Here is an 18,463-nt window from a genome sequence, read left to right as displayed (position 1 = left end):
CAATGTAGGCCGCCTACGCCAAAGCGAAACCCATGCAGGAGAGGTTCGAGCAAATCGTATTTTCCGGCGGCGGGATCCGCTGCTTCTGGCACGGCGGCTTCATGAGCGAAGTCGGCGGCTTCGATGACTTGCGCCCCAGCCGGATCAGCGGCGTATCGGGCGGTGCGCTGAGCGCGGCGGCGTGGATCGGCGGGCGGGAAGACGATCTGCTGACGCTGATGAAAGAAGCGTTCGAGATCAACGCATCGAATTTCGCGCTCGGGCGGGACAATTTCACCCCCCATCAGGAGATCTATCGCGCGGTGGTCGAGACGACCCTCGATAGCGAAGCGATCGCGCGCATTGCCGATGGACCCGCTTATCAGGTGTCGCTCTCGGTTCCGCCGCAAGGTATCCCGCCACGCCTGAGCGCCGTATTCTACCTCGTCCTTTACCAACTCGACCAGCTGCTTCGCTCCACGCCGCATCTCAGGCTGCCGATGGATGGTGGTTTGCAGCGCCTGCGCGTGGATGCGCGAGAGGCGGCGCGTAACGGTACGCTGCACGATTTGATATGCGCAGCGGCGACGATTCCGCCGGTGTTCGACGTGCCGCAATGGGGCGAATGCCGCGTGCTCGATGGTGGAATGCTCGACAAGGCGCCGCCGCCCGAACCGGACGAGGGGCAGACGCTGGTGCTACTCACCAGCCGTTATCGCAACCTGCCCGATATGGAACGGCGCGTATATGTGCAGCCCTCGAGCGAGGTCGCCGCCGACAAGATCGACTTCGCGGACTCTTCCAGGGTCAGCCGGACATGGGAACAGGGTGTTCGCGACGGGACGGTGTGGATGGCGGAACAGGGCGGGGCACGGTAACGCGGCGGCATGGCCGAATCGCTGACTCTCCGCCGCCCCGACGACTGGCATCTCCACTTTCGCGACGGTGCGATAATGCGGGCCGTCGTGCCCTATACCGCGCGCCAGTTCGCCAGGGCGATCGTGATGCCGAACCTCTCGCCGCCGGTGACGACGAGCGTCTTGGCAGACGCGTATCACGAGCGGATCTTGGCGGCGGTGCCGGAGGTCATGGAATTCACGCCGCTGATGACCGCCTACCTGACGGACGAAACCGATGCGGACGACATGGCGGCCGGTTTTTCCGACGGCGTGCTGACGGCCGCAAAGCTGTACCCCGCGGGCGCGACAACCAACAGCGCGCAGGGCGTGACCGATGTCGCCAACATCATGCCGGTGCTGGAACGCATGGCGGCGATCGGCATGCCGCTATGCGTTCACGGCGAGGTGACGAGCGACGACATCGACATCTTCGACCGTGAGGCCGTGTTCATCGAGCGGGTGCTGGCGCCGCTGGTCGAGAAGCTGCCCGAGCTTAAAGTCATCTTCGAGCATATCACCACGCGGCAGGCGGTCGAATTCGTCGAAAGCGCGGGCGACCGGGTCGGGGCGACGATCACGCCGCAGCATCTGCAGATCAACCGCAACGCAATCCTTGTCGGCGGCATCCGGCCGCACATGTTCTGCCTGCCCGTCGCCAAGCGCGAAGAGCATCGGCTGGCGCTGCGCAAGGCGGCCACGTCCGGTTCGGCCAAATACTTCCTCGGCACCGATAGTGCGCCACATCCGCGCCATGCCAAAGAATCGAGTTGCGGTTGCGCGGGCATCTTCAACGCGCCGCACGCCCTGGAAAGCTATGTCAGCGTGTTCGAAGAGGAAGGGGCGCTCGATAAGTTCGAAGCGTTCGCCAGCGAAAACGGTCCGCGCTTTTACGGCCTGCCGCTGAACGAAGGCACGATTACGCTGGAAAAGGTCGATGTCGAAGTTGCAGACGAGATCGATTGCGGCGGGGAAACCATCGTCCCGTTCCATGCCGGAGAGACTATGCGCTGGCGGCTGCCCGACGCCGGCTGAGAAGATCGTAAATGAAGAGCGCTGCTGCCGCCCAGATGCAGGCGAAGCATGCGGCCTGCGCAGGTTTCAGATCCTCGCCGAACACGGTCAGACCCAGCACGAACACGATGCTGGGTGCAAGGAACTGGATGAAGCCCAAGGTGGAATAGGGCATGCGCCGCGCTGCGACTGCGAACAGTAGCAGCGGAATTGCGGTGAGAAATCCGCCCAGTACGATGGCGAGGCTGAGCCCGAGACTGACTTCGAAGGACGAGCCCTGCGGTAGCCCCGCATAATACAGGGTAACGCCGATCGACGGGAGAAGCAGCAGGAGCGATTCGATGGTAAGGCCGGGTAGCGAGCCGACGGGCACCTGCTTGCGTACCAGGCCGTAGGTTCCGAATGTCGCCGCGAGCGTCAGGCTGATCCACAAGGTCGTCAAAGCGCCGCCTGCGAGCAACGCGACACCGACTGCCGCCAAACCGACCGCGACCCATTGCAGGCGGCTCAGTTTCTCTTTCAGAAAAACCGTGCCGAGCAGGATGTTGAGCAGCGGGTTGATATAATAGCCAAGGCTGGCGGCATACACCTGGCCCTGCTGGATGGCCCAGACATACACCACCCAGTTCACGGCGATCAGAGTGGCGCTCAGAACCAGCCAGCCGAGCACGCGCGGATTGCGCAGGGCCTCGATGACCTGCACGCCCTGTTTGCGGAAAGCGACGATGAGGAGGCAGATCGGCAGCGTCCACACGATCCGCCAGGCGACGAATTCGAAGGCCGGAACGCTGCGCACAAGAATCAGGTAGAGCGGCAGGAACCCCCATGTGACATAGGCCCCGAACGCGGCAGCAAGGCCGCTTTTCCGGCTGTCGGTCTCTGTCAGGCTCATGAACAGGCCGCACGTAAGCCTGCATGCGGGGCTTCACAAGCCTCGACTTATCGCACCCTGAGGGTCGTTTGATCGCAAAATCGAAATCTGACACGGCGGTTGCATATCGTTCAGGTAACCGCGTCTAAACCTTAACAGGTCGAACACATAACCGAGTCGGCGCGAATGAGGAGAACACCGACATGCCGCAGATTTTCAAACCCGCCGCAATGGCATTCGCCGCTGCAAGCCTGACTGTCGCCGTACCGTCGAGCGCTGCCGAACTGCCAGCGAAAAGCGCGCCGGCGTATACAGCGACGACCGGCGATATGGTGTTCGAACACCGTCCGAAGCACAAGCGCAAACATTGGAAGCGCGGCCATCGCAACGATCGTTACGACCGGTACGATCGCTACGAAGATCGGCGCTACAACGACCGCTACAGCTATCGCGGCTCGGCACGGCCCTATTACATGAATTACGATCGCAATTACGGACAGCCGGTCCGCCGCGATACGCGCATCTGGCGCGGGGACGACGGCCGCTATTACTGCCGCCGCGATAACGGCACGACCGGTCTGCTGGTCGGTGCGGGCGTCGGCGCGCTGCTCGGCCACGAGGTCGCGGGCCGCGGCGGCGACCGGACGCTGGGCGCCATCATCGGCGGCGCGGCAGGGGCATTGCTCGGTCGGACCATCGACCGGTCCAGCACACGCTGCGGATAACACTTTACGAGCTTGAGGCCGTGCCCACCCACGGCCGATAGCGCGATCCTTGAATGGGGGTCGTGGGGCGTCGTCGGAACCCTTCGGGGGGAAGGCGGCGCCCTTCTTATGTCGGACCTATTGGTCGCGCAGACCGATGCCGAGGCTGGCGCGCGGCTGCTCCATCTCGGTGCTGGCGACGGGGTAGGCGCAATAGTCGGCGGCGTAATAGGCGGCGGGACGGTGATTGCCCGACAGGCCGATCCCGCCGAACGGGGCGGCGGAGGAGGCGCCGTTGGTCGGCCGGTTCCAGTTGACGATGCCGGCGCGGCTCTCGTTCCAGAACAGCTCGAAATCCTGCGGACCGCCGCCGATCAGCGATGCGGACAAGCCATAACGCGTATTGTTCGCTTCCATGATCGCCTCGTTGAAATCGGCGACGCGAATGACTTGCAGGAGCGGACCGAACAGCTCGATGTCGGGCCGGTCGTCCATATCGGTCGCATCGATGATCGACGGGCTGAGGAAGGGCAGGTTCTCGTCCGGCCGCTTCATATGCATGATCGGCTTGCCGCCCCGGCTCATCAGCGCGACGAAGCTTTCGGACAGGAGATCGGCGGTCTGGTTGTCGATCACCGTACCCATGAACGGTTGGGGATCGGCGAAGGGTTCGCCCACGATCAGGCGCTCGGCCAGTTTTTTCACCGCCGGCACGATCTGATCGAACATACTGTCGACCACCACAAGACGGCGCGCCGCGGTGCAACGCTGGCCCGCCGTGGTGAAGGCGGACTGGATGATGGTGACCGCCGCATCCTCGATCTTCGGGGTATCGAGCATGACGATGGGATTGTTGCCACCCATCTCCAGCGCAAGGATTTTTCCAGGATCGCTGGCAAGCTTGCGATTGATCGCGATGCCAGCGCGGGCCGAGCCGGTGAACAGTACGCCGTTGATCATCCAGTGTTCGACCAGCGCCTTGCCGATATCCGCGCCACCCTGAAGGCACTGGATCACACCCTGCGGGACCTTGGCGTCGTGGAAGCACTTCACCAGGAATTCGCCCACGGCCGGGGTCTTCTCGCTCGGCTTGAAGATCACGCAATTGCCCGCGATCAGGGCGGGCACGATGTGACCGTTAGGGAGGTGGGCGGGGAAGTTGTACGGCCCCAGCACCGCCATGATGCCGTGTGGCTTATGGCGCAGCGCCGCGGTGCCCTGCAGCGCGCTGTTGAGCTTTTTTTGCCCCGTACGGTCGGCATAGGCGCTGATTGAAATCTCGACCTTGCCGATCACCGCTTCGACTTCGGTGCGTGCTTCCCAAAGGGGCTTGCCGGTCTCGCGCGCAATTAGTTCCGCGAAGGGTTCCGCCTGCTTGCGCACCTCGTTGGCGAAGCGCCGGACCAGTTCCATACGCTGGCCGACCGGCTGTTGTCCCCAATTGCGGCGCGCATTGTTCGCCCGTTCGATCGCTTCGTCGAGATCGCCGACCTCGCCACGCCACAATTCGTTGCCGGTGGCAGGTTCGGTCGAGACGATTTGGGTTTGCGACACGGTTGGAGGGCCTCTCTCTTGGCGTATTATGCCGCCGGATGGCAGCGGGGCGGATGTGTGACGGAAACGGCGGCGCGTCAACCGGAGGCGCTATGTCCCGCAGGTTCGGGCGCAGCGCCGTGAGCCTCGCCCATGCGGCGGATGGCCGCGACCTTGCGGTGCAGGGGCGACCAGTCGTCGGCCTCGTCGATGCTACGCCAGATAGCCTCCACCTCTTCGATCAGCATGGTCTGCGGTTCGGCATCGTCCCAATAAGGGTGACTGCTATCGAGGGCGCTGCGACCTTCGAAAAGCGTGCGAAGGGCATCGGGCAGGTCCCGACCGCCCCGATGGGCATGGAAGAAAGCATCGGGCGGCGCATCGCTCTCTGCTAGATACGCTTCGCATTGCCCGACCAGTTCGGCGTCTTTTTCGGGGCCGAGGCTTTCTATGCCCACCCGCCAGCACCAGCGCCGCCCGATAGCCGCCGAGTATAGAGGACCAAAGCGCTCAAGCGCGGCGATCAGGGGCGGAGCGTCCGCGATCAGCCGCAGGGCGACCGCCAACTGCCCGCAATTCCAGTGCAGGGCTTCGGGCTGCCGACCGAAGGCATAGAGGCCGGAATGGTCGAAATAGGCGGCTGTGAAGCCCGGTTGCCAGCGCGGCAGGAAGCGCCAGGGGCCGTAATCGAAGCTCTCGCCGGTGATGTTCATATTGTCGGTGTTGAGCACGCCGTGGACGAAGCCCGCCACCATCCAGCTGGCGGCAAGATCGGCCAGGCGCTCGACCACGAGATGGAGCAGCCGCACCGCCGGTTCGTCGCGGCCCGGCGCATCTTCGGGTGGGGGCGGGCCGGGGAACTGCGCGAGGCAATAGTCGACGAGGCTGCGCATATGGTCGGCTTCCTCGAGCGCAAGCAGGCGCTGGAAGCTGCCGATGCGAATATGGCCATGGCTCAGCCGGGTCATCACGGCGGAACGGGTGGGCGAAGGCTCGTCTCCGCGCTGCAGTTGTTCGCCCGTCTCAATGATGGAAAACGTCTTGCTGGTATTCACGCCGAGCGCTTCCAGCATCTCAGTCGCAAGGATTTCGCGAACCCCGCCTTTGAGCGTTAGTCGTCCATCGCCCTGCCGGCTCCACGGCGTCTGCCCCGAACCTTTCGTGCCGAGATCGAGCAAGCGGTTCCCGCCATCGCGAAGCTGTGCGAACAGGAACCCGCGACCGTCGCCGATCTCCGGATTGTACACCCGGAACTGGTGGCCGTGATAGCGCAGCGCGAGCGGCTTTGGCAGGTTGTCCGGCAGCGGGTCGAAACGACCGAAATGCTTCAGCCAATCGCCTTCGCTCAGGTCGTCAACTCCGACCGCAGTGGCCCAGCGATCGTTGCGAAAGCGCAAAGTCGTGCGCGGGAAGTCCGCCGGCTCGACCGGATCGCCCAGCCACCCGGCTAGCTCTGCGATAGGCGTGTCGGGACGGTAGGGCGAAGGCGGTGGCGCATCGGGCATGAGCCGAGGGTGGGGACACGCACCGGGTCATGCAACCTATCGCTCGAATTTAGCGCGCGGCTTCGCTAACGCGCAGGGATGGACAGTGCCTATAACGAAGCCGAGTGGCAAAGCGCCGACGGCTTGACCTTGTATTTCCGCGATTACGACGGCGGCGAACGCGCCCTGGGCCGCCCGCCTGTGCTGTGCCTTCATGGCCTGACCCGGAATAGCCGCGATTTCGATGCGCTCGCCCGCCATATTGCCGCACAGGGCTGGCGCGTCGTGGTACCGGATATGCGCGGGCGCGGAAACAGCGACTACTCCGAAGACAGCGAGACCTATGCCGTTCCCACCTACATAGCGGACGTGGAAGCGTTGCTGGCAAAGGAAGGCATCGCGCGCTTCATATCCATCGGAACGTCGATGGGCGGATTGATGACGATGCTGATGGCAGCGGGCGGCGCGGAGCGGATCGTCGGGGCGCTGCTCAACGATATCGGCCCCATCGTGGACGAGGCGGGTCTTTCCCATATCCGCGGCTATATCGGGCAAAGCCGCAGCTTCCCCACCTGGATGCATGCCGCGCGCGCGCTCGAGGATGCAAATGGCGAGGTACATCCCGGGTTCGATACCCAGGACTGGATCGACATGGCGAAGCGGTCGATGATATTGTGCAATAACGGCCGCATCTCCTTCGACTACGATATGAAGATCGCCGAGCCGTTTCTCGAGGCGGACGATGGCGCCGTCCCGCCGGATCTGTGGCCCGCTTTCGACGCCTTGGCGGACAAGCCACTCGTGCTGGTTCGCGGCGAGACGTCGCAATTGCTGAGCGAAGCGACCTTTGCGGAAATGCAGCGCAGGGCGCCGAATGCCGATGCCGTGACGGTGGCGGGCACGGGCCATGCGCCGACGCTGGACGAACCGGAAGTGCACGCCGCCATCGACTCGCTCCTCGCGGGCATCGCATGAGCAGGGACCTTCCGCATATCCTGCACCTCTATTCCGGAGTCACGGAAGAGGGCGAGGTGCGCAGGGTCGGCGAACTCATCAACGCCTTTGGTCCCAAGCTGCGCCATTCGGTCGCCTTCGCAGAGGACGGCGCGATGCTGGGATACAAGGATTTCGGGAAGGGCATCGATGTCGATCTCTCGCCCGATTTTCCCTCGCTCGAAGGCCACCCGACACCGGGACGCATGACGCGGATCGCCAAGGCGATGCAGCCGTTCGACCTCGTCCTGTCGTACAATTACGGCGCGATCGATGCGGCGATGGCGCATACGCTGTTCAAGGACGCGTTCGGCTTGCCGCCACTGATCCATTTCGAAGACGATCTGGGCGAGGAAAGCCCTGCCAGGCCGAAGCGCGCGCGCACATGGTATCGCCGCATCGCGCTGGGCAAGACGGCCGGTCTCGTCGTGCCGACGGAGCGGCTGGAGGAACTTGCGCTGGTCGAATGGCAGCAGCCGATGGGTCGGGTGAAGCACATTCCGTACGGCATCGACACCAAGCTGTTCGCCATGCGACCCAAGCCGGAGGCGCTGCGTTTGATCAAGCGACCGGGCGAATACTGGATCGGTACGCAGACGAATTTCGCGGACGCTGCCGATATTGCAGCCATCGTGCGTGCCTTCGCCGAATTGAAGGACGATAGCTGGCATCTCGTCATTCTGGGCGAGGGGCCGGGGCGCGAGGCGATCGAACGAGAGGTGGATCGCCTGCGGATCAACGACCACGTGCACTTGCCCGGTCCGGGCCGGGATCCGGATCGCGCTTTCGGCCTTTTCGATATCTTCGCATCTGCTGCCGACGACCTGCCGTTTCCCTTCGCGATGGCGAAGGCGATGGCGGCGGGCCTGCCGGTTGCGGCCCCCGGTACCAAGACGATTCGCGGCATACTGTCGGACGAGAACGCACAGCTTCTTGGCGAGCCCGGTAATGCGAGCCGTTATGCCGTGGTCATGGAGGACCTGACGCGGAGCAAGGACCTGCGCCAATCGCTGGGCCAGGCAAACCGCGCCAAGGCCATGCAGCATTACGATCGGGACAAGATAATCGCGACCTTCCGCCGCCTCATGACCAGTGCGATGAAGCGCGAATTCTGATCGGTCATTTCATCGCGCGTTCACCGCGGGGGAGACAGGACCCAGCCATGCCGTCGCAGGCATTGCCCTCGAACGGACCGCTGCCTAAAGACGCGCCGATTGTAACCAAAGGACTGGAGCCCGCCACCAGTGGCCCGTACACCGACGACTGCCCTTTCGCGCGAGGATAAGCGCGCGCAAGCCGAAGCCGCCCAGCAGGATGCCCTTCTGCGCGAGGTGGACGATGCCGTCCGCCAGGGCGATCTCGAAAGCTTCATGGCACGCTACGGAAAGCCTCTGGCGGCCGCGGTAATCCTGCTGATTCTTGCGTTCGGTGCCTACCTGTTCTGGCAACACCGGCAGGAGCAGGCGATGGAGCGGGACAGCGAAGTGCTCGTGACGGCCATCGATCAGCTGGAAGCGAACAATCTCGCAGCCGCCGACGAACGGCTCGCCGAACTGTCCGCCGATAGCGAGGGCGCTGCCGCGATCAACGCGGTACTCCTGCGTGCCGGGATAGCGGCTGAGCAGGGCAATGCGGACGAGGCGGCGAATTTGTTCGCCTCGGTCGCCAGCAACGCCGATGCTCCGCAAACCTTGCGCGATCTCGCCCGCGTCCGCGAAATCGCCACGCGTTACGATGATATGGAGCCTGTGCAGGTTATCACCGCCCTGAAACCGCTTGCCGTGCCGGGGCGGCCCTTCTTCGCCAGCGCCGGCGAACTTGTCGGCCATGCCTATCTTGCGCAGGGCAATCGCGATCAGGCGGGCGCGTTGTTCGCCCAGATCGCTCGCGATGAGAATACGCCGGAAAGCGCGCGGGCCCGCATGCTCAACATGGCCGGAATTCTCGGCGTCGATGCGGTGGATGATGTGCAGGAGTTGCTCGATCGGCAGGCGGCGGGCGGCGGCGAAGCCGAACTCGCCGACCCGGCGGGCGGCGGCGAAGCCGAACTCGCCGACCCGGCGGGCGCCGTCCAATAACCCCGTGAAGCAAAACGGAAACGAATTTTGATGACCGAATTACGTAGAACCTTGTTTTCACGAACCCTGCTTGGCGGCGCGCTCGTCCTGAGCCTGTCGGCCTGCTCGGGCGGCCTCTTCGGCGGCGGCGACAAGAAAACGACGCCGACCATCGGCGACCGTCAGCCCATCCTGTCACGGGTCGAAAGCGGGGCGCAGGTCGAACCGGCACTCGCGAATGTCGCGGTTTCCCTGCCTGCGCCGCAGGTCAATGCAGAGTGGGGCCAGCCCGGCGGTACAGCCAGCAAGAGTTACGGCAACCTTGCCTTGGCCGAAACCCCGAGCCGCGCCTTTTCTGTGAGCGTCGCAGGTTCGGGCAAGGATCGTCGTCTCGGTTCGGCACCCGTGATCGGCGGCGGCAAGCTGTTCGTCGTCGGCACGGATGGCCGGGTCAGCGCATTCGACAGCGCCACCGGGGCACGCGCCTGGAGCTATCAGGCGGAATTGACCGGTGACCAGCGCCCCTCTGCCTTCGGAGGCGGCGTGAGTTTTGCAGACGGGAAGATCTACGGCACCGACGGCGCGGGCGATGTCTTCGCCCTGAATGCCGATACCGGCGCGGAACTGTGGAAGGCGAAACCCGCCGGTCCCCTGCGCGGATCGCCCACCATCGCCTTCGATACCGTCTTCGTGATGACGCAGGATAACCAGCTCTTCGCGCTCAATGCCACCGACGGCGCGATCGTGTGGCAGGAATCGGGTTCGACCACCCAGGCCGGCGTGTTCGGCGTGGCCGCGCCCGCAGCCGGGCAGGGCACCGTGGTTGCCGGATACACTTCGGGCGAACTGGTCGCCTATCGCTACGAGAATGGCCGGAACCTGTGGGCCGACGCCTTGGCGCAGACCTCGATCTCCACACAGGTCGGGACGCTGAGCGACATCGATGCCGATCCGATCATCGACAACGGCCGCGTCTACGCCTTGGGGCAGGGCGGCCGCATGGCGGCGTACGAACTGCTTTCGGGCCAGCGCATCTGGGAGCTCAACCTCGCCGGGATTTCGACCCCCGCGGTGGCGGGCGACTGGATTTTCGTGCTGACCGACGATGCCCGCCTGCTGGCGATAGCGCGCGAAACGGGCAAGGTCCGCTGGCTCACGCAACTGCCGCAATATCGCAAGCCGAAGGATAAGAAGGGCCAGATCTACTGGAGCGGCCCCGTCCTCGCCGGTGGAGCGCTGTGGCTGACGAACTCGGAAGGCCAGGTCTATCGGGTCGGCACGGGCGAGGGATCGGCAAGCCTGTTCACCGAACTCGATCAACCAATCAGCATGGCGCCCGTTGTCGCCGACAACACCCTGTATGTGATGGACGACACGGGCCGCGTCACTGCGTTCCGCTAGGATAAGAAGCCGGGTCGCTCAAAAGGCGTATTTGTAGACCCGGCTGATATCCTCGTTCCAATCCCCGTGATATCGGTCCAGCAGGACCTGGGCGGGCACCTTGCCGCTCGCCACGATCTCGTCGAGCGTTTCCAGAAACCCGGTTTCATTGTCGCCACTGGCGTTGAGGCGCGCGCGCGCGGTCAATCCGGCACGGCAGATCTTCAACACTTCGCGCCCGAATTCGCGCAGCGTCCGGCCGCCCGGCACCGGCGCATCGAGCGCCTGCTTCGGCACCGCGTTGCGCAAAGCCTCGCGCTCTTCCATCGACCAATCCTTGACCAGGTCCCATGCCGCATCGAGCGCGGTCTGATCGTATAACAGGCCAACCCAGAAGGCAGGCAGCGCGCAGATTCGGCTCCACGGCCCGCCATCCGCGCCGCGCATTTCAAGGAAACTTTTCAAACGCACTTCGGGAAAGGCGGTGGAGAGGTGATCCCACCAGTCGCTTTGGGTCGGCCGTTCGCCGGGCAGCACCGAAAGCTTGCCGTCCATGAAGTCGCGAAAGCTCAAGCCCGCTGCGTCGATATATTTGCCGTCGCGGAAAACGAAATACATCGGGACGTCGAGCAGGTACTCCGCCCAGCGCTCGTAGCCGAAGCCCTCTTCGAACACGAACGGAAGCATGCCGGTGCGCTGCGGATCGGTATCGCTCCAGATGTGACTGCGGAAGGATAGAAAGCCGTTCGGTTTGCCTTCGGTAAACGGCGAGTTGGCGAACAGCGCCGTCGCCAAAGGTTGCAGGGCAAGGCCGACGCGGAACTTCTGCACCATGTCCGCCTCGCTGCCATAGTCGAGATTGACCTGGATCGTGCAGGTGCGCAGCATCATGTCGAGCCCGAGATCGCCGACGCGCGGCATATGCCGCTTCATGATGTCGTAGCGCCCCTTGGGCATGAACGGCAGTTCTTCCCGCGTCTTGTCGGGCCACATGCCGAGGCCGAGAAAGCCCGCGCCGCACCGCTCGCCGATGGCCTTTACCTGCGCGAGATGCCGCCCGGTTTCCGCGCAGGTCTCGTGCAGGTTCTCCAGCGGCGCACCGGACAATTCAAGCTGACCGGCGGGTTCGAGGCTGACGGTGCCGTCCGACCCGCGCATGGCAATGACCTTGCCGCCTTCCTCCACCGGCTCCCACCCGAACTCCTTCAGGCTGAGCAAGATATCGCGGATACCGCCGGGCTCGTCGTAACTCGGCGCATGATGGTCCCGCGTATTGAAGACGAGCTTCTCGTGCTCGGTGCCGATCCGCCAGTCGGCTTTCGGCTTTTCTCCGCCGATCATCGGCGCGACCAGCTGGTCGAAGCTTTCGATAATCGGGTCGTCGGCGGTCGAAGTCTCGCGTGTGCTCATCGAGCGCGCGTTAGGAAACCGCGCGGGCCGAGGAAAGGGTTTTGTTCAGCTACCCTCCGCATCGCCTGCCCAATCGCCAGCGATACCCATCCACAATGCGGTTGCGGCAATCGCGGCAGTTTCGCCGCGCAGGATGCGAGGTCCTAACGATATGGGGCGGGCGCGTGGGTGGGCGCGGATCGCGGCGCGCTCGGCATCGTCGAACCCTCCTTCCGGCCCGATTAGTAGGGCGGATGCGCCTTTCCGCTCCGCAAAAGCATCCGCAGCCGATCGTCCGCCCTGTTCGTCGGCGAAAAAGAGCGTGCGCGACTGCGGCCATTCGGCGAGCAGTCGATCGAGCGCAACCGGCGCATCCACCGCGGGAAGGGCGGTTCGCGCACACTGTTCGGCCGCCTCGATGACGATGGTCTTCGCCCGTTCGGCGTTCAGCTTGTCCGCAACGCAGCGCCGCGTCAGCACGGGCGCGATCCGCCCAACACCGAGTTCGGTCGCCTTTTCCAGCACGGTGTCGAACCGGTCCTTCTTCAGCAGCGCCGGGCACAGCCAGAAATCCGGGACCTCCTCGCGTTCGCGCAACCGGCTCATGGGTTCGAGCGTCACGTATCGCTTGCCGATTTCAGACACGATGGCGGACCATTCACCCGTCCGGTCGTCGCACAGCATGACGACCGACGACGGACCGATGCGCATGACCTTGGTGAGGTAATGCGCCTGGTTCCCCTCGATCCGTACTGCGGACGCCGTATCGAGCGGTTCGTCCACGAACAGGCGCGGCGCGCTTCGCGGGGGCCAGGATGGGGTGGCAGCCATGGCTTTCCTGTTGGCGCGATGGCGGATAGGACGCAAGCGATGAACGAGACGCGCCCTGGCGAAGATATCGTGCCCGATAGCGAGCATCGCGGGCTGGTCGCCCGTCTGCCGCAGCGGTTGCGCGATCTGGCGCAGCTTGCCCGGTTCGATCGGCCAATCGGCTGGTGGCTTCTGTTCTGGCCCTGTGTTTGGGGCGTATGGCTGACCGGTGCGGGCTGGCGCTGGGAACTGCTGGCATGGCTCCTGACGGGCAGCATCGCGATGCGCGGCGCCGGCTGCGTCTACAACGACATCGTCGATGCCAAGCTGGACCGGCAGGTTGCCCGCACGGCCAGCCGCCCGGTGGCGAGCGGACGGGTATCGCGGAAGCTGGCCTGGGCCTGGCTGCTGACCTTGTGCGGTGTCGGCCTGCTGGTCCTTCTCCAATTGCGGCCGCTGGCCCAGGCCGTTGCTCTGGCGAGCATTGCGCTGGTTGCCGCCTATCCTTTCATGAAGCGTATCACATGGTGGCCGCAGGCGTGGCTCGGCATGGTGTTTACCTGGGGTCTCTTGGTCGGCTGGACGCAGCTGCGCGCCGATAATTGGGATGCGCTCGCCGCGATGTATGCAGGCGCGGCGCTATGGGTGATCGGCTACGATACGATCTACGCCATGCAGGACCGCGAGGACGATGCCCTGGTCGGTATCCGCTCGTCCGCCCTGCGGCTCGGTGGGCATGTGAGGGGCGGGGTGGCCGGGTTCTATTGCGGGGCGGTAGCGCTGTGGGGACTGGCCTTCTGGCTTTACCGCGCAGACTGGCTGGCGCTGCTCGCCCTGCTTCCCGCCGCTTGCCATCTGGGCTGGCAGGTCGCCACACTCGACGGCGGCGATCCCGGCAATCCCCTCGACCGTTTTCGTTCGAACCGCTGGGCAGGCGCACTCGTCGCGGCTGCGTGCTTCGTGGTCGGCAACGCGTAGGTCCGCAAGGCGGCTTGCTTCAGGCGGCAATCCTGTGACGATCGAACAGTACGGAGCCGGATACAGGTTTCCCGAACAGATATCCCTGCCCGTCCATGCAGCCTAGGCCCATCAAACGAAGACGCTGATCATCTGTCTCGACACCTTCGGCGATGACTTCGAGCCCGAGCTGTCGCGCCAGCGTGACGACCGCGGAAATAATGGCGGCGCCATGCGGTCGTAGCCCGAGGTCGCTGACGAACGAGCGATCGATTTTCAACCGCGACACAGGCAACTTCGCCAACGTCGAAAGTGAGGCGAACCCCGTACCGAAGTCGTCGAAAGCGATGTGAACGCCGGAATTCCGCAGATCGTTTAGGGCGCCAAGGATCATGTCATCGGACCGGAGAGCGATCGTCTCGGTGATCTCCAATTCGAGATCGTGAGGTTGCAGCGCATATTCTTCGATCGCATTGCCGATCGTTTCGGCTAGCGATGCTTTCTTGAACTGCACCCCAAAGAGATTGATGCCTATTCGAGGCACATCGAACCCCTGCATCCTCCAGGAATTCAACTGTCGGCATGCCTCGTCTATCACCCAGCTACCGACCTCGCTCGCGACCAGATGGGTCTCGAGCGTTTCGAGAAAATCGGCCGGCTTGAGCAAACCTCGCTCGGGATGTTCCCAGCGTAACAGGGCTTCGACACCTATCAGCGAGCCGTCGGACAAGCGGTTCTGCGGTTGATACAGAAGCTTCCATTGTCCTTCCTCGGTCGCTCGACGCATCTCGTCCTTGAAAGCGCGGCGGGCCTGGAGTTTGTTCGATAGGGCGCGGTCGAACACCTGCAGCATGCGCCCGCCGCGCTTCTTAGCCGCGAGTTGTGCCACGTCCGCCTTCAACAAAAGCTCCTCGGCGTCTTCCGCATGCAGCGGTGCAAAGGCCATGCCGATGCTCAGGCCGACGAAAATCTTGTGGCCCGACATCAGGAAAGGTTCTTCGAACGCTTCGCACAGGCATTGCGCAGTTTTCGAAGCATCTCCGATATCGGCGAAGTTCGTCAGGAAGACTGCAAACTCGTCCCCTCCTACCCGGGCGACGGTGCCGGTGCGTTCCAGCAGGCCGACCAGCCGCAGGGCAACCGATTGGAGCAGGCTATCGCCGACGGCATGGCCGAACGTATCGTTGACCTCCTTGAAGCCGTCCAGATCGATGGCGAAGACTGCGGTCGTCCCGTCTTTCATCGAACGGTCAAGCTGTTCGATGAACCCGCTTCGGTTGATGAGCCCGGTCAGCGGGTCATGATGCGCCAGATGCTCGAGATGGCGCTCGCGTTCTTTCCGGGCCGAAATGTCGTAAATCTGGCCACCGAACTCCAGGCCCGAAGGTCCATTCCAGCTGGCGAGCCGCAGTTCGATCGGAAATTCCGAGCCATCGGCCCGGACGGCGGCCAGTTCTACTGTCTTTCCGGCCAGCTTGGAAAAGCCGGTACTCACGGTCCGTTTCATGCCCTCCGAATGCTGGGCGCGGAAGCGTTCGGGGATGATGATCTCGATGGGTTTGCCGACGGCGTCTGCCGCGCTGTGGCCGAACATCTGTTCTGCCGCATCGTTCCAGAATGTGATGATGCCATCGGAATTCGAGGTAAGCAGCGCGACATTCATCACACTCGCAAAACTGCCGATCGCGCGGTGGAGTTTGTTGGCTTTGTGATGCTCCATCAAACTCACCGCCATTTTGGCGAGTTCGGTCAGGCGTTGGCGATCTGCGTCGTCGAACTTCGCGCGGGGCCGACTGTCGCACACACAAAGAGCGCCGAGGTGAAACCCTTCGGCATCGATCAGCGGCGCGCCGGCGTAAAACCCGATTGCGGTCTGATCCGGACGTTGAGTCGAGACATCCGGCACGACAACCGGCTCATTCGAAAGAAGCGTGCGGGCGCAAAGCGACGTCTCGCGATCTATTCGCACACGCTCCGGAAACGTCGAACCTTGCAGCCAGACGTCATGCTCGCCGATCAGCGATACGAACGAGAAGTCCGCACCGAATGCATCTGCTGCATAGGCCGTCAGGGCGTCGAAGATTTCGCCCGAGCCACTGTCGAACAGATCATAGGATTTCAGGGCGGCGAGGCGGCACTCTTCCGATCGCTGTAGGTCCATGGATGCCGACAATCCTCTCGCCATATCCGAACACTAGCCGAAGCGTCTGAAAGGGGCATCACCCGAACTATTCGAAAAACTACCTAGCGCAGTCCGCGCCATCGATTGGCCGATAACGAAGGTTCAAGCCGCCCGCCAACGTTCCATCTTGCGATAAAGGGTCGAGGCGCTGACCTTGAGATGCGAGGCCGCCTTGGTCACATTGCCGGAACAGCGCGATATTGCCGCTTCGATGGCGTGGCGTTCGATTTCCGCCAGGCTCATGTCGGCCCACGTCGGCGGCATCAAGGATACGTCGTCATTAACTGCCGGCTGTTCGGGTTGCTGAAACGGCAGAACCCGGGTTGGCGCAGCTCCGGGATAGCCACGCTCGATTTCGATCGACGAACCCGATGCCGTGACCACGGCCCGCCGCAAGACATTCTGGAGTTCGCGAATATTCCCCGGCCATGGGTCCGACTGGATGATCGCCTTGCTTCGCGCACTCAGTTTGAGATCTTCGCGGCCCTCTTCCCTCGCGATGCGTTCCGAAAGGCGCTCGGCGAGTAACAGGACGTCTTCGCCTCTCTCGCGCAAAGGCGGCAGATGGATCGGTATGACATTGAGCCGATAGAACAGGTCCTCGCGAAAGCGCCCTTCCGCAACTTCGCGCATCGGATCGCGATTGGTGGCGCAAACGATGCGGACATCCACCGGTTCTGCCTGCGCAGACCCCACGCGCTGTATGGTGCCGGTCTGCAGGAAACGCAGAAGTTTGACCTGCAGTTTCAGCTCCATTTCGCACAATTCGTCGAGGAACAGGGTGCCGCCATCCGCCGCCTTCGCAGCCCCGATACGGTTTTCGACCGCGCCGGTGAACGCGCCTTTCACGTGGCCGAACAGTTCGCTTTCGAGCAGGTTCTCAGGAATGGCGCCGCAGTTGATCGCAACGAACGCCTTGTTGTTCCGCCGACTGGAGAGGTGGATGGCCTCGGCTGTGACTTCCTTACCGGTTCCGCTTTCCCCGGTCACGAAGACTGCCGCGCGGGAATCCGCGACCTGCTCAATCGTGCGATAGATCGAACGCATGGGCGGCGACTGGCCGATAAAGCCATGGAACGTACCCGCATCGGAACGCGCCTTGACCGGCTCGACTTCGACCTTGCGCTTCTTGTTTGCGACCGCCGCTTCGACGGTGGACAGCAACCGCGTGCCGCCGACCGGCTTGACCAGGAAATCGAAAGCACCGGACCGCATGGCCGTAATCGCACGGTTCAGCGATCCATCGGCGGTAACCACGATGAACGATGGGGCATTTGCGGGACGGTTTTCCAGCAAGCTCAAACCGTCGCCATCGGGCAGTTGCAGATCGAGCAGCGCGGCGTCGAACTCGGCCGCGTGCATCGCTTCCCGCGCTTCGGCAAGGTTTCCCACCCAAGTTGCGTCATAGCCCGCTTCCGACAACTGGGCGGAGTAACCCAGAGCGAGCGATGCGCTGTCCTCGATTATCAGTACTTTTCCGTCAGCCACTCGAAGTCGTCTCCAAAGCAAACGAGGCAGCGCGACCGTCTTCGGCGCAATTGCGCCAAACCAGCTGACGGTCGTCGCCGAAATGCTTCATCGCCCCTTCGATCAGACCATGGGCAATGTGCGCGAAGGGACGATGCGATGCGTACGTCACGATCAGTTCGTCACCTTCGACGTGCGTTTCGATCTGGGGGGGACGAGCGTCAATGTACATCATGCGTACTTCGCGATGGATGTGATCATTCACATGGCGAAGCAGGCTCTCGGCGTCGGTATAGGCACTCAGGATATCCTGATAGAGCACGGTAAACCGTTCGAAGAGATATATGCCGAATGCGCGGCACAATTCGCTGGCCGGGTTTCCGGTCATCTCCGATGCGATGCCGACGATCCGTTCGGCTTCCGCGAACGGATAGTTACCGACGCGGGAATATGCCCCGCCATGCTCCAGGCCTGCCTTGTCGAGAACATTCTCGGTAAACAACTCACCCCCCGTTTTATCGAGAAACCCCGTCAATTCTGCGAAAACGATGCCTTTCATTATGCCCTCGACCAGTTTGCATTGCTGAAGGTCGAAATGGATGCAGGCATCGTGCCAACGCTTTTTCAGTCGTAATCCGGTGGTCTCGAACATCTCATTCGTCGCAAAATGCAAAATTTTTCGCATTTTGCAATAAGGGGAATTCCCAATTTGCGAATTAACCACAACCCTACCGTACCTGATGCAAG

16 protein-coding genes are annotated in these 18,463 nt (G+C 63.1%); 8 read left to right on the top strand and 8 right to left on the bottom strand.

The window, feature by feature from the left end:
- Positions 1-32 precede the first annotated feature (32 nt).
- Positions 33-857, top strand: a complete 825-nt coding sequence (locus E3U23_RS14215; protein WP_279351963.1) for a patatin-like phospholipase family protein — start codon at positions 33-35, stop codon at positions 855-857.
- A gap of 9 nt (positions 858-866) precedes the next feature.
- The gene (pyrC, locus tag E3U23_RS14210; RefSeq protein ID WP_279351962.1) at positions 867-1,910 is read left to right on the top strand and encodes a dihydroorotase; all 1,044 of its coding nucleotides are present in this window, start codon (positions 867-869) and stop codon (positions 1,908-1,910) included.
- Here pyrC and rarD read toward each other — a convergent pair.
- On the bottom strand, positions 1,879-2,781 hold the full coding sequence (rarD, locus tag E3U23_RS14205; RefSeq protein WP_279351961.1) for an EamA family transporter RarD: 903 nt from the start codon (positions 2,779-2,781) through the stop codon (positions 1,879-1,881). The two genes, pyrC and rarD, sit on opposite strands and share 32 nt — an antisense overlap.
- 182 nt (positions 2,782-2,963) lie before the next feature.
- On the opposite strand from rarD, the gene E3U23_RS14200 reads away from it, so the two are divergent.
- Entirely contained in the window at positions 2,964-3,485 is a 522-nt protein-coding gene (locus tag E3U23_RS14200) for a glycine zipper 2TM domain-containing protein (RefSeq protein ID WP_279351960.1), read from the top strand.
- A gap of 117 nt (positions 3,486-3,602) precedes the next feature.
- Here the strand turns inward: E3U23_RS14200 and astD are convergent, their stop codons facing one another.
- Together astD and E3U23_RS14190 are read right to left on the bottom strand one after the other, a co-directional pair.
- Positions 3,603-5,018, bottom strand: coding sequence for a succinylglutamate-semialdehyde dehydrogenase (gene astD / locus E3U23_RS14195; RefSeq protein WP_279351959.1), 1,416 nt, complete (start codon positions 5,016-5,018; stop codon positions 3,603-3,605).
- A 77-nt stretch (positions 5,019-5,095) separates the two neighbouring features.
- Positions 5,096-6,502, bottom strand: coding sequence for a protein adenylyltransferase SelO (locus tag E3U23_RS14190; RefSeq protein ID WP_279351958.1), 1,407 nt, complete (start codon positions 6,500-6,502; stop codon positions 5,096-5,098).
- A gap of 78 nt (positions 6,503-6,580) precedes the next feature.
- Between E3U23_RS14190 and E3U23_RS14185 the strand changes: the two genes are divergently transcribed.
- From E3U23_RS14185 to E3U23_RS14170, 4 genes are all read left to right on the top strand, one after another.
- Positions 6,581-7,456, top strand: a complete 876-nt coding sequence (locus tag E3U23_RS14185) for an alpha/beta fold hydrolase (protein WP_279351957.1) — start codon at positions 6,581-6,583, stop codon at positions 7,454-7,456.
- A complete protein-coding gene (locus E3U23_RS14180; RefSeq protein WP_279351956.1) occupies positions 7,453-8,589 on the top strand; it encodes a glycosyltransferase family 4 protein in 1,137 nt (378 codons plus the stop codon). Before E3U23_RS14185 ends, E3U23_RS14180 begins: the two co-directional genes overlap by 4 nt.
- A gap of 129 nt (positions 8,590-8,718) precedes the next feature.
- Entirely contained in the window at positions 8,719-9,552 is an 834-nt protein-coding gene (locus E3U23_RS14175; RefSeq protein ID WP_279351955.1) for a tetratricopeptide repeat protein, read from the top strand.
- Positions 9,553-9,582: 30 nt separating this feature from the next.
- Complete coding sequence (locus E3U23_RS14170) at positions 9,583-10,932, top strand: PQQ-binding-like beta-propeller repeat protein (RefSeq protein ID WP_279351954.1); 1,350 nt, start codon at positions 9,583-9,585, stop codon at positions 10,930-10,932.
- An 18-nt stretch (positions 10,933-10,950) separates the two neighbouring features.
- Here the strand turns inward: E3U23_RS14170 and E3U23_RS14165 are convergent, their stop codons facing one another.
- On the bottom strand, positions 10,951-12,321 hold the full coding sequence (locus E3U23_RS14165; RefSeq protein WP_279351953.1) for a glutamate--cysteine ligase: 1,371 nt from the start codon (positions 12,319-12,321) through the stop codon (positions 10,951-10,953).
- Between the two features lie 45 nt (positions 12,322-12,366).
- Positions 12,367-13,131: a 16S rRNA (uracil(1498)-N(3))-methyltransferase gene (locus E3U23_RS14160; protein ID WP_279351952.1), complete on the bottom strand. Its 765-nt coding sequence runs from the start codon at positions 13,129-13,131 to the stop codon at positions 12,367-12,369.
- A 39-nt stretch (positions 13,132-13,170) separates the two neighbouring features.
- Between E3U23_RS14160 and ubiA the strand changes: the two genes are divergently transcribed.
- The gene (ubiA, locus tag E3U23_RS14155) at positions 13,171-14,088 is read left to right on the top strand and encodes a 4-hydroxybenzoate octaprenyltransferase (RefSeq protein WP_279351951.1); all 918 of its coding nucleotides are present in this window, start codon (positions 13,171-13,173) and stop codon (positions 14,086-14,088) included.
- A gap of 19 nt (positions 14,089-14,107) precedes the next feature.
- Here the strand turns inward: ubiA and E3U23_RS14150 are convergent, their stop codons facing one another.
- The 3 genes from E3U23_RS14150 to E3U23_RS14140 all read right to left on the bottom strand — a co-directional run bounded on the left by E3U23_RS14150 (position 14,108) and on the right by E3U23_RS14140 (position 18,368).
- Positions 14,108-16,228 carry a putative bifunctional diguanylate cyclase/phosphodiesterase gene (locus E3U23_RS14150; protein WP_279351950.1) on the bottom strand — a complete coding sequence of 707 codons (2,121 nt, stop codon included), beginning with the start codon at positions 16,226-16,228 and terminating at the stop codon, positions 14,108-14,110.
- A gap of 123 nt (positions 16,229-16,351) precedes the next feature.
- Positions 16,352-17,737 carry a sigma-54-dependent transcriptional regulator gene (locus E3U23_RS14145; protein WP_279351949.1) on the bottom strand — a complete coding sequence of 462 codons (1,386 nt, stop codon included), beginning with the start codon at positions 17,735-17,737 and terminating at the stop codon, positions 16,352-16,354.
- Positions 17,730-18,368 (bottom strand): heme NO-binding domain-containing protein, encoded by a 639-nt coding sequence (locus E3U23_RS14140; RefSeq protein ID WP_279351948.1) that lies wholly within the window; start codon positions 18,366-18,368, stop codon positions 17,730-17,732. The genes E3U23_RS14145 and E3U23_RS14140 overlap by 8 nt, the downstream gene beginning before the upstream one ends.
- Positions 18,369-18,463: the final 95 nt, after the last annotated feature.

The organism is Erythrobacter litoralis, from assembly GCF_029760855.1.
Taxonomy (GTDB): domain Bacteria; phylum Pseudomonadota; class Alphaproteobacteria; order Sphingomonadales; family Sphingomonadaceae; genus Qipengyuania; species Qipengyuania litoralis_A.
Note: the sequence above shows the minus strand (reverse complement) of the source record. Positions and strands in the feature narration are given on the sequence as shown.

Excerpts from the sequence above, each read along its gene's own strand:
- E3U23_RS14215 (WP_279351963.1), top strand. The coding sequence starts at position 33 with ATGCAGGAGAGGTTCGAGCAAATCGTATTTTCCGGCGGCGGGATCCGC.
- pyrC (WP_279351962.1), top strand. The coding sequence starts at position 867 with ATGGCCGAATCGCTGACTCTCCGCCGCCCCGACGACTGGCATCTCCAC.
- rarD (WP_279351961.1), bottom strand. The coding sequence starts at position 2,781 with ATGAGCCTGACAGAGACCGACAGCCGGAAAAGCGGCCTTGCTGCCGCG.
- E3U23_RS14200 (WP_279351960.1), top strand. The coding sequence starts at position 2,964 with ATGCCGCAGATTTTCAAACCCGCCGCAATGGCATTCGCCGCTGCAAGC.
- E3U23_RS14190 (WP_279351958.1), bottom strand. The coding sequence starts at position 6,502 with ATGCCCGATGCGCCACCGCCTTCGCCCTACCGTCCCGACACGCCTATC.
- E3U23_RS14185 (WP_279351957.1), top strand. The coding sequence starts at position 6,581 with ATGGACAGTGCCTATAACGAAGCCGAGTGGCAAAGCGCCGACGGCTTG.
- E3U23_RS14180 (WP_279351956.1), top strand. The coding sequence starts at position 7,453 with ATGAGCAGGGACCTTCCGCATATCCTGCACCTCTATTCCGGAGTCACG.
- E3U23_RS14170 (WP_279351954.1), top strand. The coding sequence starts at position 9,583 with ATGACCGAATTACGTAGAACCTTGTTTTCACGAACCCTGCTTGGCGGC.
- E3U23_RS14165 (WP_279351953.1), bottom strand. The coding sequence starts at position 12,321 with ATGAGCACACGCGAGACTTCGACCGCCGACGACCCGATTATCGAAAGC.
- E3U23_RS14160 (WP_279351952.1), bottom strand. The coding sequence starts at position 13,131 with ATGGCTGCCACCCCATCCTGGCCCCCGCGAAGCGCGCCGCGCCTGTTC.
- ubiA (WP_279351951.1), top strand. The coding sequence starts at position 13,171 with ATGAACGAGACGCGCCCTGGCGAAGATATCGTGCCCGATAGCGAGCAT.
- E3U23_RS14150 (WP_279351950.1), bottom strand. The coding sequence starts at position 16,228 with ATGGACCTACAGCGATCGGAAGAGTGCCGCCTCGCCGCCCTGAAATCC.
- E3U23_RS14140 (WP_279351948.1), bottom strand. The coding sequence starts at position 18,368 with ATGTTCGAGACCACCGGATTACGACTGAAAAAGCGTTGGCACGATGCC.